12 protein-coding genes and 1 tRNA gene are annotated in these 16,441 nt (G+C 64.5%); 9 read left to right on the top strand and 4 right to left on the bottom strand.

Going from position 1 to position 16,441, the window contains the following annotated elements:
* Positions 1-1,167, top strand: a complete 1,167-nt coding sequence (gene aroC / locus ACYOEI_RS28085; protein WP_462852969.1) for a chorismate synthase — start codon at positions 1-3, stop codon at positions 1,165-1,167.
* A gap of 202 nt (positions 1,168-1,369) precedes the next feature.
* Here aroC and recA read toward each other — a convergent pair whose 3' ends face one another.
* The 4 genes from recA to gltX form a co-directional block, all read right to left on the bottom strand.
* On the bottom strand, positions 1,370-2,449 hold the full coding sequence (gene recA, locus ACYOEI_RS28080; protein ID WP_462852968.1) for a recombinase RecA: 1,080 nt from the start codon (positions 2,447-2,449) through the stop codon (positions 1,370-1,372).
* Between the two features lie 72 nt (positions 2,450-2,521).
* Positions 2,522-3,124: an RNA 2',3'-cyclic phosphodiesterase gene (gene thpR / locus ACYOEI_RS28075; protein WP_462852967.1), complete on the bottom strand. Its 603-nt coding sequence runs from the start codon at positions 3,122-3,124 to the stop codon at positions 2,522-2,524.
* Between the two features lie 187 nt (positions 3,125-3,311).
* A complete protein-coding gene (locus ACYOEI_RS28070) occupies positions 3,312-4,214 on the bottom strand; it encodes a PfkB family carbohydrate kinase (RefSeq protein ID WP_462852965.1) in 903 nt (300 codons plus the stop codon).
* 90 nt (positions 4,215-4,304) lie between these two features.
* Positions 4,305-5,765, bottom strand: a complete 1,461-nt coding sequence (gene gltX, locus ACYOEI_RS28065; protein WP_462852963.1) for a glutamate--tRNA ligase — start codon at positions 5,763-5,765, stop codon at positions 4,305-4,307.
* A 359-nt stretch (positions 5,766-6,124) separates the two neighbouring features.
* Between gltX and ACYOEI_RS28060 the strand changes: the two genes are divergently transcribed.
* The 8 genes from ACYOEI_RS28060 to ACYOEI_RS28025 all read left to right on the top strand — a co-directional run bounded on the left by ACYOEI_RS28060 (position 6,125) and on the right by ACYOEI_RS28025 (position 16,361).
* Positions 6,125-7,783 carry a protein kinase domain-containing protein gene (locus ACYOEI_RS28060; protein WP_462852962.1) on the top strand — a complete coding sequence of 553 codons (1,659 nt, stop codon included), beginning with the start codon at positions 6,125-6,127 and terminating at the stop codon, positions 7,781-7,783.
* Positions 7,784-8,027: 244 nt separating this feature from the next.
* A complete protein-coding gene (locus ACYOEI_RS28055; protein WP_462852961.1) occupies positions 8,028-11,054 on the top strand; it encodes a PSD1 and planctomycete cytochrome C domain-containing protein in 3,027 nt (1,008 codons plus the stop codon).
* A gap of 1 nt (position 11,055) precedes the next feature.
* Entirely contained in the window at positions 11,056-12,489 is a 1,434-nt protein-coding gene (locus ACYOEI_RS28050; RefSeq protein ID WP_462852960.1) for a DUF1501 domain-containing protein, read from the top strand.
* Between the two features lie 235 nt (positions 12,490-12,724).
* The gene (gene rpsB / locus ACYOEI_RS28045; protein WP_462852959.1) at positions 12,725-13,717 is read left to right on the top strand and encodes a 30S ribosomal protein S2; all 993 of its coding nucleotides are present in this window, start codon (positions 12,725-12,727) and stop codon (positions 13,715-13,717) included.
* A gap of 211 nt (positions 13,718-13,928) precedes the next feature.
* Positions 13,929-14,540 carry an elongation factor Ts gene (tsf, locus tag ACYOEI_RS28040; protein ID WP_462852958.1) on the top strand — a complete coding sequence of 204 codons (612 nt, stop codon included), beginning with the start codon at positions 13,929-13,931 and terminating at the stop codon, positions 14,538-14,540.
* An 83-nt stretch (positions 14,541-14,623) separates the two neighbouring features.
* The gene (pyrH, locus tag ACYOEI_RS28035) at positions 14,624-15,382 is read left to right on the top strand and encodes a UMP kinase (RefSeq protein ID WP_462852957.1); all 759 of its coding nucleotides are present in this window, start codon (positions 14,624-14,626) and stop codon (positions 15,380-15,382) included.
* Between the two features lie 271 nt (positions 15,383-15,653).
* A complete protein-coding gene (gene frr / locus ACYOEI_RS28030) occupies positions 15,654-16,214 on the top strand; it encodes a ribosome recycling factor (protein ID WP_462852956.1) in 561 nt (186 codons plus the stop codon).
* 73 nt (positions 16,215-16,287) lie between these two features.
* Positions 16,288-16,361: transfer RNA gene (locus tag ACYOEI_RS28025), tRNA-Val, on the top strand.
* Positions 16,362-16,441 lie beyond the last annotated feature (80 nt).

Here is a 16,441-nt window from a genome sequence, read left to right as displayed (position 1 = left end):
ATGCTCCGCTACATGACCGCAGGCGAGTCGCACGGGCCCGCCCTCACCGCGATCGTCGAGGGGTTTCCCTCGGGGATCGTCTTCGACGCCGAGTTCATCAACGTCGAGCTGAAACGACGCCAGGGAGGCTACGGCCGGGGCAAGCGTCAGACGCTGGAGACCGACCGGATCATCGTCGATTCGGGCACATATCACGGCGTCACCACCGGCGCTCCGATCACGCTCCGGCTGGTCAACAACGACGCCAAGCTCGAACGCCTCCAGGAGCCCCCCTCCCCCCGCGGCGGCCACATCGACCTCGCCGGGTCGATCAACTACCAGACCGGGATCCGCCAGGTCCTCGAGCGCGCGAGCGCCCGAGAGACCGCGCTGCGTGTTGCGGTCGGGGCTCTCGCCAAGCTCCTCCTCCGCGAGCTCGACATTACGGTGTTCGGCTATGTCAGCGAGCTCGGGGGAATCCTGGCCCCGCCGCTTTCCTTCGACCTCGCGGTCCGGGATGCCAGCCCCGTCTATACCTTGAACCCTGAGGCCGACCCGGCGATCGTCGCGGCGATCGACGCCGCCAAGGCCGCGGGCGACACGCTTGGTGGGATCGTCGAGGCCGTCGTCACGGGTTGCCCGATCGGGCTGGGAAGTCACGCCCAGTGGGACCGCAAGCTCGACGCCCGCCTGGCCCTCGCCGTCATGAGCATCCAGGCGATCAAGGCCGTCGAGTTCGGCCTCGGCGTCGAGGCCGCCCGGCGGCCCGGTTCCCAGGTCATGGATCCGATCCAGCACGAGGCTGGTCACGAGCCCACCGACCGTCGCTTCGGCTTCCGACGCCCCACGAATAACGCGGGCGGGATCGAAGGGGGCACCACTAACGGCGAGCCGATTATCGTCCGTGCGTCCAAGAAGCCCATCAGCACGCTCGCAGCCCGCGGCCCTTCCGTGAACATGGCCACGAAGGCACCCCAACCGGCGACTTATGAACGCTCGGACGTCTGCGCCGTCCCCGCCGCGAGCGTCATCGTCGAGAGCGTCGTCGCGTTCGAGATCGCCGCGGCGATCGTCGAAAAATACGTCGGCACCAGCCTCGGGGCCATAAAGGCCGCTCACGACGCGATGCACGAACTGGGCAGGGCCCATCTCGCCGACTGGGGGAAGGGATCTGAGAGTAGGAAGTAGGCAGTAGGCAGCAAACAGTAGGGAGATGGCAGGAGAAGGAAGCAAGGAGGAGGTCGGGAGTTTGATCGACAGATGGCGAGGATGGCCGCAGATTGAATCTTCAAGCTATTTAAACATCTGCGATCATCTGCGCCATCTGTCGATCAAACTCCTCGTTTCTTATCCGTGTTTCATCCGTGGCTAAAAGGATCCTCGCGTTCGGTCAATCGTCGAGCGGCTCTTCCTCGTCCTGAACGTTGTTAGGCGCTTCGAAGTGGGCGGCACCTCGGTTGGCCATGATCTTCGCGACGAGTTCGTCGGCGATCGCCGGGTTATCGCGTAGGTATTGCTTGGAGTTCTCACGGCCCTGGCCGAGCCGGAGGTCGCCGTAGTTGAACCACGAGCCCGACTTCTCGATCAGCTTGTCGACGATGGCCAGGTCCATCAGGTCTCCTTCGCGGGAGATCCCGTTGCTGTACATCATGTCGAACTCGCAGACCCGGAACGGGGGCGCGACCTTGTTCTTGACGACCTTCACTTTGACGCGCGAGCCCGTGACTTCCTCGCCATCCTTGACCGGCCCGATCCGGCGGACGTCGATCCGGCAGGAGCTGTAGAACTTCAGGGCCCGGCCGCCGGGCGTCGTCTCGGGGCTGCCGAACATCACGCCGATCTTCTCGCGGATCTGGTTGATGAAGACCAGCACGCCCTTCGACCGCGAGACGCCCCCCGTCAGCTTCCTGAGCGCCTGGCTCATCAAGCGGGCCTGGACGCCGACGAACGAGTCGCCGATCTCGCCTTCGATCTCGGCCTTGGGTACCAGGGCCGCGACCGAATCGATGACGATGATATCGACCGCGTTCGACAGGATGAGCATCTCGGCGATCTGGAGCGCCTCCTCGGCGCTGCCCGGCTGGCTGACCAGGAGCGACTCGATGTTCACGCCCAGCCGCTTGCACCACGACGGGTCGAGGGCATGCTCGGCGTCGATGAACGCGGCCACCCCCCCGTTCTTCTGCGCGTTGGCGATGGCGTGCAGGGCGATCGTCGTCTTACCGCTCGACTCCGGACCGAATAGCTCGACGATCCGTCCGCGCGGGAGGCCTTTTCCGCCCAGGGCAAGATCCAACGAGAGTGCCCCCGTCGGGATCCCCTCGACTTCCAGGTGGCTCCCCTCGCCGAGCTTCATGATCGCGCCGGCGCCAAACGCCTTCTCGATCTGCCCGAGGGTGTTATTCAACGCCTTCTCTTCGGCGGATACCGCCGCCGGCTTCACGTCCACCTGCGTCTGTCGCTTGGCCACGGCGTCTCCTCCCTCAGATCAACCGAGATACTGGACACACGATCACTAATTTAGCGTAAACCTTACACCCTGTCAAGGCTTTGGCCGGCTTTTGCGAGACCGCAGTCGGGCCCTGGCCAGAGGCGCGTAGACGGGGCCTTCTTTCGTGAGGCTCGAAGCATACGTGACGACTTCGTCGATCGGGATCATCCCAGCCGCCCAGTTGCGATAGTGGTTGAGGAGCGGGGTCAAGTCGAACTCGGTCGACTCGCCACGCTTTGATTTCATCCTGCCGAGGGTGACATGGGGCTGAAACTGGTTTTCATCCGCGGGATAGCCCGTGTCCGCGACCGCCGCGACGACGGCGGCCCTCAGTTCGGCGAGACCTTCGAATTCGACACCCGAGAGACCGACCCAGAGGGTTCGGGGGCGCTGGGGATTGGGAAACACGCCCAGGCCGCCGAGGAGTAGTTCCAGCCGAATGAATGGTTTGCAGGCCTCTTCCACGGCCTGGCAGACTCGGTTGAGGTCGGTGTTGTGGACGTCGCCGAGGAAAGCGAGAGTGACGTGGAAGGGCAAGACCTCGGACCAGCGGACATTCGGGATCTCGGGGGCGAGCAGCGACTGTAAGCGTCGAAGCTTGATCCCGAGGGCTTCCGAGACGCCGATCGCCACGAACGTACGAGTGGTTTGCATCGGAAGTCAACTCGGACCGGACGGAGGACAGCACGACGGGACCGCAAGCACTGGGAGTCCCCCCTCCCCTTGTTCGAGAAGGCAGGTCTCCCCGGAGTCATCCGAACGAAGGCGGCGGCGACCTCCCCGGCCTGGGCAAGCTCGAGGACGGGCCGCGAGTCGCAGGCCCGTCGGGACGCCGTCCTGATTAGAAGCTCATCATGGAGCGATACTGACCAAGGCGCGCGTCGATCTCCGGCCGCTCGGTCCTTTGGAACCGACGGAGGCTGAAGTCTTCGACGTTGAAGCTGGCGATGATGGTCCCATAAGCCATGGCCGTCTTGAGCGTGGCCGGGTCGGTCTTGCCGACGGAGGCCAGGTAGCCCATGAAGCCGCCCGCGAAGCTGTCGCCGGCGCCGGTCGGGTCGACGACGTCCGCGAGGGGGAACGCCGGCATCACGAAGGATTCCTCGGCGCTCAGGAACATGGCGCCGTGCTCACCCTTCTTGATGATGACGAACTTCGGCCCCAGTTCGAGGACCTTGCGGCCGGCGCGGACGAGGTTGACCTCCTCGGTCAGCATCCGGGCTTCGCCGTCGTTCAGGAAGAGGCCATCGACCTCGCGGAGCAAAGCATAGAGCTCATCACGCTGGGTCTCGATCCAGAAGTTCATCGTGTCGGCGACGACGAGCTGTCGCTTATGAGCCTGCGACAGGACCTTCCGCTGCATCGAAGGGCTGCCGTTGGCGAGGAAGACGAACGGCGTCTCGGCGAACTTGGGCGAGAGGTCGGGGTTGAACGTCCCGAGTACGTTCAAATGGACCTCGAGGGTCTCGGCCGTGCTCATGTCCCCTTCGTACTTCCCGCGCCAGCGGAAGGTCGAGCCCCCCTTCTCGATGATCAGTCCCGAGGTGTCGACCTGACGCGCCTCGAGCATCTCTCGGTGGACGTTCGGGAAGTCTTCCCCGACCACGCCGACGAGTCGGACGGGCGTGAAAAAGCTCGCGGCGTAGGAGAAGAACGTGGCCGAGCCACCCAGGGCGTCATCGACGACTCCGTGGGGGGTCTGGACCGAATCAAAGGCGACGGAACCGACAACCAGCAGCGGCATGAATTTCCTCCGGGGGCCTTGGGTCTTCGCGAAAGTCGTGGCGACTCGACCGGGGCGCCGGGGCGTGCGTCGGCGCCACAGACGGGTCGATCAAGAGGAGGCCAACATGGTCAACGTGGCAGCGATCCGGGCGCGGCAGGCGTCCCGGCCCAGGATCGCGAGGCAGTCGTAGAGACCGGGGCCGACCCCCTGCCCCGTCGTCGCGACCCGGAGCGGGTTGACGACCTGTCCCATCGGGTGCCCGTGCGACTCGGCGTAGTCGTGGACCGCCTTCTCCAGCGTGGCGAGGTCATAGGGCTCGACGCCGGCAAGGACCTGGTCGAGCTCGCCCAGAATCGTCGACACGCCGTCCTTCCGCAGCCGCTTCTTCACGGCGTCGGGGTCGAACGTGAGGGTCTCGGTGAAGAAATAGCGGCCGAGCGTGAGGATGTCGGAGTAGACCTTGAGCCGATCCCCGAGGGCCGTGACGACCGCCTCGATCCGGGCGAGCGTGTCCGTCGACACGGGCTCGCTCACGAGGCCCTCTTTGATGAGGTACGGCAGCACCCCCTGCACCTTCGTCTCGAGGGGGAGCGTCTTCATCCACTCGCCCTGGAGCCAGAAGAGCTTGTCGGGGTCGTGGCTCGCCGCGGCGCTGTTGACCCGGTCCAGGGTGAACTTTTCGATGAGCTCGGCCCTGGAGAAGATCTCCTGGCTCCCGTCCAGGCTCCAACCGAGCCGCGACAGGTAGTTCATCATGGCCTCGGGCAGGTACCCCTTCCCGATGAACTCGTCGAGCCCCACCGCCCCATCCCGCTTGGAGAGCTTCTTCTTCGATCCGGGAGCCGCCACGTACGGCACGTGGGCGAAAGCCGGCAGCGGGTAGCCCAGGGCTTCGAAAACAAGGATCTGTGAATACGTATTCGCGAGGTGCTCCTCGGCGCGGACGACATGGCTGATCTGCATCTCGGCGTCGTCGACGACGCTCGCGAAGTTATAGAGCGGGGTCCCGTCGGGGCGCACGATGACGAAGTCGCCCATCTCGTCGGTCTTCTGCTCCACGTCTCCCTTGATCAGGTCGTGGACCACGACCTTCCGGCCGAGCGGCACCTCGAACCTCAGCGCATAGGGCCGGTTCTCGGCCTGATACTGGGCCTCCTGCTCTTCGGTCAGGGGCTTGCGCCGGAACCGATACGCCCGCTTGTAACGCTCCGACTCCGCCTTCTCCGCGGCGCGCTCGGCCTCGGTGCTGTAGTCCCGATAGACGTTCCCCGACGCGATCAAGGCCTCGGCGGCCCGGGTGTAATGCTCCGCGCGCTGGGATTGGAAATAGGGACCGTGGCTGCCGCCGACTTCGGGGCCTTCGTCCCAGTCCATCCCCATCCAGCGGAAGCCGTCGAGGATCAGGGCGATCGCCGCTTCGACGTGGCGTTGCTGATCGGTGTCGTCGATCCGGAGGAGGAACTGCCCTCCGAAGTGGCGGGCGAGTAGCCAGTTGAAGAGCGCAGTCCGCACCCCGCCGATATGGAGGTAACCGGTCGGGCTGGGGGCAAATCTCGTGCGAACGGTCATGGTTCAGGAATCGGGCGGGTGATCGAAACCGCTTACTAACGAACGGATTGGGATCACGATAGGGAGTTTCCCACACGGTGTCAACCGCTCGCGCGCGTCGTCCAAGTGGTCTTCGATCGCAACGAGCTCGTCACTTCCCGGGGTGGCGAACGTAGTAGAGTTCGGCCGGAGCCTCCGGGCGATCTCGCGCGCCGACCTGATCTCCCGCCTTGGTCCCCCTACCCAACCCTCTTTATCAGGGCGGTAGTTGCGGAGGTAGGGGACTATGTTAAAATTATCATTATGCTCGCCCGCTCGGTCGACCGCCGGTCTAGTCGAAATCCTCCTCCATGTTAGGGCTCGAGCAGGGAGCCGCCGCCATGTCCGATTCCAATATCGACGCCGAATCGCTGGCCGAGCATGCTGTCATGCTGGGCCTGGTCAACAACGAGCAGGCGTTTCAGGCTAAGGTCGATGCAACGGACGGCTCGTCCTCGGCGCTCCTCCGCTCGATGCTCCGCAAGGGGATGCTGACCAGTTGGCAGATCGATCGACTCCAAAAAGGGGATCCGACCGGCTTCTTCTTCGGCGGCTGCAAGGTCCTCTTCCACATCGCGGAGGGGACGTTCGCGCGGGTCTATCGCGGCCAGCGGCAGTCGGACGGACGACCCGTGGCCATCAAGGTCCTCCGCCAGCGCTTCGTGGCGGACCGTGGCGCCATCGTCCGCTTCGAAAAAGAAGCCGAAGCCGGCATGCGGCTGAACCACCCGAACATCGTCCAGATCATCGACTACGGCGAGCAGGACAAAAAGTATTACATGATCATGGAGTACGTCGAGGGCTCGAACCTCCGCGACCTCCTGAAGATCCGGGTCCACATCGACTCCAAGGTGGCCCTCCCGCTGATGATCGGGCTCGCCAAGGGTCTCAAGTACTCGATCGACAACGGCGTGACCCATCGCGACATCAAGGGGACGAACATCCTCGTCAGCCACGGCGGCGTCGCCAAACTCGTGGACTTCGGACTCGCCACGATCGAAGGCGAGGACAAGAAGTCGTCCGCCTTGAATCAACGGACCGTCGACTACTCGGCGCTCGAACGCGGATGCAATAGTCCCAAGGGGGACCCTCGGTCGGACATCTTCTTCCTCGGATGCGTCTTCTACCAGATGATCACCGGCAAGGCGGCGATGCCGGAGACCGAGAGTAAGGACATCCTCGAGAAGATGCTCAAGCGGAGCTTCCACGCCATCAAGCCCTTGGGCGAGCACCGCTACGCGCCCGACGAGGAGCTCACGCGCGTCATCGAAAAGATGATGAAGATGGACCTCTCCGCCCGCTATAAGAACATGGACGAGGTCATCAGAGACCTCACCGCTTATGAGGAGCGCGTCAGCAACCCCGAGCTGTTCAAGAAGGAAGAGACCGAAGACGTCGTCGAGTCCGAGCCGATCTTCATGTACCGGGGCGATGAGATCGTCGCCGTGGACGATGACGCGTCCTCGAAACGCAAGGGAAAGGCCAAGGCCCAGGAAGAGGCCAAAAAGGAGCCCGAGGCAATTGCGGAAGCCGAGGACGGTTCCGCGACAGAGGTCGAGATCTCCACGACGGCCCCAGAAGAAGACCCATTCGACCTCGAGAGCTTCGAGATCAAGGCTTTCCACCAGAAGCAGATCCTGTGCGTGGAGACCCAGAGCGAGATCCAGGATGCCTTCCGCAAGTCACTCTCGAAGATGGGGTATCGGGTCTTCCTGGTCAGCGACGCCGAGCTGGCGGCCGAGCGCTATCGCGAGTCGTTGCCCGACGCCGTCATCTTCGACGCCGACGGGCTCGGGTCCGAAGGGATCGACACGTTCCTCGCGATGCGTGACAAGGCCCACGAGGAAGGCCATGACCTCTCGGCCCTGGTGATCCTCGGCCCGAAGCAGAACGGCCTCCGCGCCAGGATCCCGACCGAAGACCGGCTCATCGTCCTCGGCAAACCCGTGAGGATGAAACAGGTCCAGGACGCCATCAGCCGCCTCATCCCCGCGGGTTGAGGCGCGTGGCCGATGAGATCTCGCCCTGCCCGATCGTGTTGCATTGAGGCGATACGACCCCGACCCACCGCGCGGATTCCGGAACCGCGTGAACTCGAGCTCTGGATTCCAGCCAGGGGTTTGAGATATCGTCGATCGGATCGGCTCCCGACGGCATGATCGTGCTCGAGGCGGCCGATCCGCCCTCGAATCGTGCCCAAAGTCGCTCACCCCGCCGGTTTTCACCCCGCCGTGGAGCCCGCAGATGACGCTGCCTCGAGCCGCGGCCTTCTCGTTGATTTGGATCGTCGCATTCGCCGCCACAGCCTACGGAGCGGAGCCAGGCCCTCGCCCGATCGACTTCAATCGCGACATCCGCCCGATCCTCTCCGAGACCTGCTTCCAGTGCCACGGCCCGGATGCCGCCAAACGCAAGGCGGATCTCCGCCTCGACACTCGAGACGGGTTGTTCAAGTCCGTCGTGGTCCCACGCAACGCCGAGGAGAGCGACCTCTACACGCGACTCATCGCCGAAGACGACGACGACCGTATGCCCCCGCGTTCGCTGGGGAAGGATCTCTCGGCCGAGCAGGTCGCCCTTATCAAGCGCTGGATCGACGAAGGGGCGGAATGGCGAGGACACTGGGCCTATCTCACGCCGGTTCGACCGAACATCCCGCAGGTCGAAGGACCGGCGGCTTCCAGGAATGACATCGATCGGTTGATCCTCTCGAAGCTCAAGGAGAGGGGATTCTCCCCTTCGCCCGAAGCCGACCGGATCACCCTGATCCGTCGCCTGAGCTTCGACCTCACGGGGCTCCCGCCGACCCCGAGCGAGGTCGACGCGTTCGTGAATGACAAGGCGCCCGACGCCTACGAGTCCCTCGTCGATCGGCTCCTCGGCTCGCCCCACTTCGGCGAGCGGATGGCGATGTACTGGCTCGACCTCGTCCGCTACGCCGACACGACCGGGATCCACGGCGACAACCACCGCGACGTCTCGCTCTATCGCGACTACGTGATCAAGGCCTTCAATGAAAATATGCCGTTCGATCAATTCACGATCGAGCAGATCGCCGGGGATCTCCTCCCTAACCCCTCGGACTCGCAACGCATCGGTTCCGGCTACAACCGGATGCTGATGACCACGCAAGAAGGGGGCGCCCAGGCGAAGGAGTATCTCGCCAAGTACTCGGCCGACCGAGTCCGCAACGCTTCGACGGTCTGGATGGGGGCGACACTCGGTTGCGCCGAGTGCCATGACCACAAGTTCGACCCGTTCAAGACCCGAGACTTCTACCGGTTCGCCTCGTACTTCGCCGACATCCAAGAGGTCGCCGTCGGAGCCCAGGAACAGACTCGGATGCCGACGCCCGAGCAGGCAACCGAGGCGAAACGGATCGACGCGAAGATCGCGGCGATCCGTAAGACCTTGGATACGCAGACGCCGGAGCTCGACCGGTCGCTGGCCCTTTGGGAAGAAGGCCTCCAGGCCGAGAAGGTCGCCTGGGACGTCGTGAGGCCCATCTCGACCTCGTCGACGAACGGGACGGAGTTGAAGGTCCAGGACGACGGTTCGATCCTCGCGACCGGCCCCTCGCCCGAGTCGGACACCTACACTCTCTCGTTCAAGATTGAGACGAGCCCGGCGACCGCCATCCGCCTCGAAGTCCTGCCCGACGACTCACTTCCTGGACATGGGCCGGGCCGAGCCGCCAATGGGAACTTCGTCCTCAACGAGCTCCAGGTCTCGGCCAACGGCGCCCCCCTGCCCTTGCGAAAGCCTTCCGCCACGCATTCGCAAGCCGGTTACGACGTGGTCGGTTCGCGGGACGGCCAGCCCAACACCGGTTGGGCGATCCTGGACCAGACCGGGCGAGTCAACGAGGCCGTGTTCGAGTTGGAGTCCGACCCGAAGGTCGAGACTTTCGAGGTCCGGTTGCAACAGGCCTATGGTTCCCAGCACACGCTCGGGCATTTTCGGGTCTCGATCACCTCGTCGGCCCGCCCGATTGTGGCGGGAGGCATCGGACGCGGCCTGCCCCCCGAAGTGGCCCAGGTCCTGGAGGTCCCGCCCGGTTCGCGTTCCGACAAGCAGAAAGCGAGTCTCACCGCCTATTATCGAGGGATCGCGCCCGCGCTCGAGACTCAACGGAAGTCCCTTGCGGACGAACAAATGCGCAAGGACGACCTCCAAAACGTGATGCCTCAGACATTGATCTCGATCGCCGTCGAGCCTCGCGACATCCGGATCCTCCCGAGGGGTAACTGGCTCGACGAATCCGGACCGATCGTGACCCCCGCCGTCCCCGAGTTCCTGAGGGTCGGCGAGCAACAAGGCCCTCGTGCGACCCGCCTCGACCTGGCCCGATGGTTCGTTTCGCGGGAGAATCCCCTGGTCGCCCGGGTGTTCGTGAATCGGCTCTGGAAGCTGGCTTTCGGCCAGGGGATCGTCACGACACTCGACGACTTCGGCTCGCAAGGGACCTGGCCGACCCACCCCGAGCTACTCGACTGGCTTGCCGTGGAGTTCATGGATCGCGGATGGGACACCAAGGGAATGCTCCGCCTCATGCTCCTCTCGTCGACGTACCGGCAGTCGTCGAACGTCACCGAGGCCTTGCGGCAAGGCGACCCATACAACCACTGGCTGGCCCGGCAGGGCCGATACCGCCTCGAGGCGGAAGTCGTCCGGGACAACGCCCTGGCGATCAGCGGCCTGCTCTCTCCGACGATCGGCGGGCCGAGCGTGAAGCCTTACCAACCCGTCGGCTACTGGTTCCATCTCAACTTCCCGAAGCGGGAGTATCAGAGCGACCACGGCGAGGGGCTCTATCGTCGAGGACTCTACACCTACTGGTGCCGAACCTTCCTCCACCCGAGCCTGCTCGCCTTCGACGCCCCCAGCCGCGAGGAATGCAAGGTGGAGCGACCTCGGTCGAACACTCCGCTCCAGTCGCTCGTCTTGCTTAATGACACCACGTATGTCGAGGCAGCTCGGAGTCTCGCGGAACACATCGTCCGCGAGGGAGGCGACGACTTCTCGAAGAAGCTGGTATGGGCCTATCGGCGTGCGTTGTCGCGGCCCCCTCATGCCGACGAGGCGAGGATCCTGGAGGCCCTCTACGGCAAGCACCTCGACCACTACAAGTCGGATTGGAAGGCGGCCGACGAGCTGGTCCATACGGGCGAACGCGACGTACCCTTCGACCTCGACGTCCCCGAGCTGGCCGCGTGGACGTCGATCTCGCGAGCGATCCTCAACCTGCACGAGACGATCACGAGGAACTGAGATGCAACCTCTCGACGCTCTGAAGTCCCATCTCACTCGGCGGTCGTTCTTCGGTCGGGCCTCGACCGGGATCGGGTCGCTCGCCTTGGCCTCGCTCTTGAACCCCAGGCTGCTCGAAGCCGGATCGAACAAGGTCGAGCGGTGGACGGGGGTCGTCGATCCTCTGCACCACGCCCCTCGGGCCAAGCGGATCATCTACCTCTACATGGCCGGCGGCCCCTCGCACCTCGAGACCCTCGACTACAAGCCGAAGCTCGCCAAGATGCACGGCGAGCCGATGCCCGAGTCCTACACGAAGGGGATGCCGATCGCGCAGCTCCAGGGGGCCAAGCTGAGCTGCTTCGCGCCCCAGCATGCGTTCCGGAAGTTCGGCCAGTCCCAGCAGGAGATCAGCGAGGTCTTCCCGAAGATCGGAAGGGTCGCCGACGAGATCTGCATCATCCGGTCGATGGTCACCGAAGCCATCAACCACGACCCCGCACATACCTTCATGAACACCGGTACGACCATCTCGGGCCGGCCGGCGATGGGGTCCTGGATCAACTACGGCCTCGGGAGCGAGAGCGAGAACCTCCCCGGCTTCGTGGTGCTCACCTCGCTTGGGAAGGCGGGCCAGGCCCAACCCCTCTCCGCGAGGCAGTGGCACAGCGGCTTCTTGCCGAGCAAGTTCCAGGGGGTCGAGTTCCATTCGAAGGGCGACCCCGTCCACTATGTCGGCAACCCGAGGGGGGTCGACGGGACTCGCCAGCATGAAGTCGTCGAGGCCGTCCAGCAGCTCGACCAGCTCCATGACGCGGTCGTCGGAGACCCGGAGATTGCCACGCGGATCAGCGGCTATGAGACGGCCTTCCGGATGCAGACGAGCGTCCCGGAACTGATGGACATCTCGGGCGAGCCCAAGCACATCCTCGACCTCTACGGCACGCGCGGGTCCGATGGCTCGTTCGCCGCCAACTGCTTGCTGGCCCGGCGGCTCGCCGAGCGCGGGGTCCGATTCATCCAGCTCTACCACCGCGACTGGGACCACCACGGCGGGATCAAACGCGACGTCCAGATCACGGCCGAAGAGGTCGACCAGGGGGCCGCCGCGCTCATCCTCGACCTCAAGCAGCGCGGGATGCTCGACGACACACTCATCATCTGGGGCGGCGAGTTCGGCCGGACTCCCATGGCCCAGGGGAGCGGCCGAGACCACCACATCAAGGGGTTCTCGCTCTGGATGGCCGGCGGCGGGATCAAGGGAGGGATCAGCCACGGCGCCACCGACGAGCTCGGCTACGCCTCGGTGGAAGACATCGTCCACGTGAACGACCTCCACGCGACCATCCTCCACCTCTTCGGCATCAACCACGAGCGGCTGACCTACAAGTTTCAGGGACGCGACTTCCGCCTCACCGACGTCGCCGGCAAGGTCGTCACGCCGATCCTCGCGTGAATACCTTAGAGGTAATCCGGGGCGTTTTTCGACTGCCACCTCGGGAGGATTGGACCCGATCCGAGTAGCATCGGACTCCCCTCGGATTTCGGCCGCGATTTGACGACGACGGTCCAACTCGTTACACTGCGAACCCTTGAGTGCAGCGTACCCGAACCGGCCCTAGCAAAGCCGCCCCGGGCGGGTCGCCCGTGGGATCTCGGCTGGAAACCCTCAATCCGCGAGGAGTAGATTCGTGGCTTTAGCGGTGAAAGAGCTGATCGACGCAGGCGTCCACTTCGGGCACCGGGCCAGCCGGTGGAACCCGAAGATGAAGCCGTATATCTACGGCAAGCGCAACCTGATTCACATCATCGACTTGAAGGAAACCGTGCGCGGCCTGCTGCGTGCCACCAAGTTCTTCCAGCGAGTCGCGTCTTCGAACGGCCTGATCCTCTTCGTGGGGACGAAGCGACAGGCGGCCGAGACGATCGCCGAAGAATGCAACCGTTGCCAGATGCCCTACGTGACCGAGCGTTGGTTGGGCGGCACGCTCACCAACTTCCGGACGATTCGCAGCCGGCTCGAGCGGCTCGAAGAGCTGGAGAACACGCTCGACGGCGAACAAGCTTTCAGCTACTCGAAGAAGATGATCTCGACGCTCACCCGTGAGCGCACGAAGATCGACCGCAACCTGTCGGGCATTCGGCACATGACCCGCCTGCCCGAAGCCCTCCTGGTGGTCGACCCGCACCGCGAGCACATCGCGGTGGCCGAGGCCCGCAAGCTGGGCATCAAGGTTGTCGCTTTGCTCGATACCGACTGCGACCCGGATGTCGTCGACCTGCCGATCCCGGGCAATGACGATAGCATGCGGTCGATCGAGTTGGTCGTGAAGCATCTTGCCGACGCGATCCTCGTGGGCAAGGCCTCGGCCCCGCCCGAGCCCCCGCCGCGCGAGATGAGCGAGCCCCAAGGGTCGGGACGTGGCGACCGTCGTGGGGACCGTCGTGGCCCCGGTGGTGGTGGTCCTCGGGGTGGTGCCGGGCAGCATAGCGGCATTTCCCGCGCGGCCGACCGACGGCCGGACGCTCCCGTCAATGCCGGCGGCCCCGCGCCGGAAGCGGCTATCGAGTCGGCACCGGTGCTCGACGCTCCGCCCGCGACCGAGGCCGAGGCCCCGGCACCCCAGGCCGAGGCCCCGGCACTCCAGGCCGAGCCCGAGCAGCCCGCCTCGCCCGAGGCCTGAGTCGACCCTCGGTGTGCGAGTCGAATCCGAATGCCGGGAGGCCTCCGTGGCCTTTCGGCTTTCGTTCGGCCTGGTCCGTCCCGAGAGGGAACCCCTCGAGACGGCGGCCATTGAAACCCAAGAAGAATCACGACCTACCCCGAACGACGACACGAACCGAGAAGCGGGCGGGATTTCGCCTGCTCACGTTCGTACGCGAGGAGAACCGCCGATGGCCGAGATTACGGCTCAGGCTGTCAATGAATTTCGAAAAGCGACCGGGCTGGGTCTGATGGAGTGCAAGGCGCTCCTCAAGGAAGCCGACGGCGACGTGAAGAAGGCTCTTGTCCTGGCCAAGGAAAAGCACGGCAAGAACGCGGAAAACCGCGCCGGCCGCGCCACCACCGCCGGCCGGGTCGAGGTCTATATCCATCACGACGGCAAGTCGGGTGGCCTGGTCGAAGTCAACTGCGAGACGGACTTCGTCGCCCGCAACGAAGAGTTCCGCCAGCTCGCCAAGGACCTCGCCCTCCAGGTCCTCGCGGCCAACCCGATCTGCGTCCGTCGCGAGGAGATGCCCGCCGACCTGGTGGCCGAGCAGAAGGCCATCTTCATCAGCCAGGCGTCGGACAAGCCCGAAGCGGTCCGCGAGAAGATCGCCGAAGGCAAGCTCAACGCGTGGTATGAAGAAAAAGTCTTGTTGGACCAGATGTTCGTCAAAGACTCGGCCAAGTCGATCCGCGAGATGATCCTGGCCGTCAACGCCCGGACCGGTGAGAACATCTCGGTCTCGAGGTTCGCGCGATTCGTCGTCGGCGAGGGGACTTCGCCGGCCACCGAGTGATATGCCAACTCGGCCCGAGTTGGGACTGGCTCGTTCATCTCAACCCGGGCCGTGGTTTTACGTCTCCCAAGAGGATCTCGACGATGGACTCCGTGACCCCGTACGGTCCCCCGATCTTCCGACGCGTCCTGCTCAAGCTCTCGGGCGAGAGCTTCTGCCGGCCCGGTGAGGGAGGGATCAGCGTCGACGAAGTGAGCCGGATCGCCCGCCAGGCGTCCCGGGTGGCTGCCGCCGGGGTCGAGTTGGCCATCGTGGTCGGCGGGGGGAACATCCTCCGGGGGGCCACCCTGTCGCGCGGCTCCGACGTGATCAAGGAAGCGACGGCCCACTACATGGGGATGACGGCCACGGTCATCAACGGCCTCGCGCTCCAGGACGCGCTCGAAGGCATGGGCTGCGAGACTCGGCTCCTGACCACCATCCGCATGGATGAAGTCGCCGAGCCATTCATCCGAAGGCGTGCCCTCAGCCACCTCGCCAGGGGACGCGTCGTCGTGCTCGCGACCGGGACCGGGAGTCCGTTCGTCACCACCGACACCGCCGCGGCCCTGCGAGGCAAGGAGATCGGGGCCGAGGTCTTGATGAAGGCGACCCGAGTCGACGGGGTCTATTCGGCCGATCCGGAGAAGAACCCGCACGCCGTCCGCTATGACTACCTGACTTACGAGCAGGTCCTGCGCGACGACCTCAAGGTCATGGACATGACCGCGATCGGCATGTGCCTCGATAACTCCCTGCCGATCCTCATCTTCAATTTCAAGAAGGAAGGCAACATCGAGCGGGCCATCGCCGGCGAACCGATCGGGACCTGGGTCAGCAACAAGATTCGCCCCACCCGATAAGCGCCCGAACCGAACCGACCGGTCGTTTGCCCTCGGCCCCGAAGCCCGCCTCGAGAAGGCTCGGCGCCCTCCCACGCCCCGATGACCGAGGATCCCAGCGAGTTCACGCGCCTTTTGGAAGGACTCGTGATCGCGGGGCGCTTCGATGCGAGCGTCCCTCCGCGAAGTCCTTGCTGTTGATCGGCCGGGGCGGCCGTGCGAAAATTCTCTTGGTAGGTAGACGGGGGCCGGTGATGAGCACCCTCCCCTGCCCGTCCCTGTGAGGTGTCCCATGAGCATCGAAGAGATCGCGCTCGAGGCCGAAGAGCGGATGGAGAAGAGCGTAGCCCTGCTCGCCGACCAGTTCCGCGGCGTCCGGACCGGGCGTGCCAACGTCGGCCTCGTCGACTCGATCCGCGTCGAATACTACGGCTCTCCGACCCCGCTCAAGCAGCTCGCGAACCTGAGCACGCCGGAACCTCAGCAGATCCTCATCCGGCCGTTCGACCCCTCGGTGATCGGCGACATCGCCAAGGCCATCCAGGCGAGCGACATCGGCCTCACCCCCAACTCCGACAACAAGGCCATCCGCCTCAACGTCCCATCCCTGTCGGTCGAGCAACGCAAGAAGCTCGTCAGCCGCGTCAAGGACCTCTCCGAAGAGGCTCGCGTCGCGATCCGAAACATCCGCCGCGACGCCAACAAGCAGGCCGACCAGGAACAGACCGACAAGATCCTCACCGAGGACGACCTCGAAACCTGCAAGGAAGAAATCCAGACCCTCACGAAGCAGTACGAGACCAAGGTCAACGATATGGCCGAGAAGAAGTCCGCCGAAATTCTCGAGGTTTGAAGATTGCACGAGGATTCGAGGCCAAGAGAGATTGACGCGGACCGGGCCAATCTGCTATAACATGATCCACGCGGGGCGATTAGCTCAGTTGGCTAGAGCACCAGCTCGACACGCTGGGGGTCGCAGGTTCAAGTCCTGCATCGCCCACTCGCTACAAGTAATTCACTGAGTTACTTGTCTCTGGTTCCATCATGAGCGGCCCTGCGGGGTAGTCCTAGGACTACCCA

Source organism: Singulisphaera rosea, from assembly GCF_054877945.1.
This window is presented reverse-complemented; position numbering and strand designations above follow the sequence as displayed.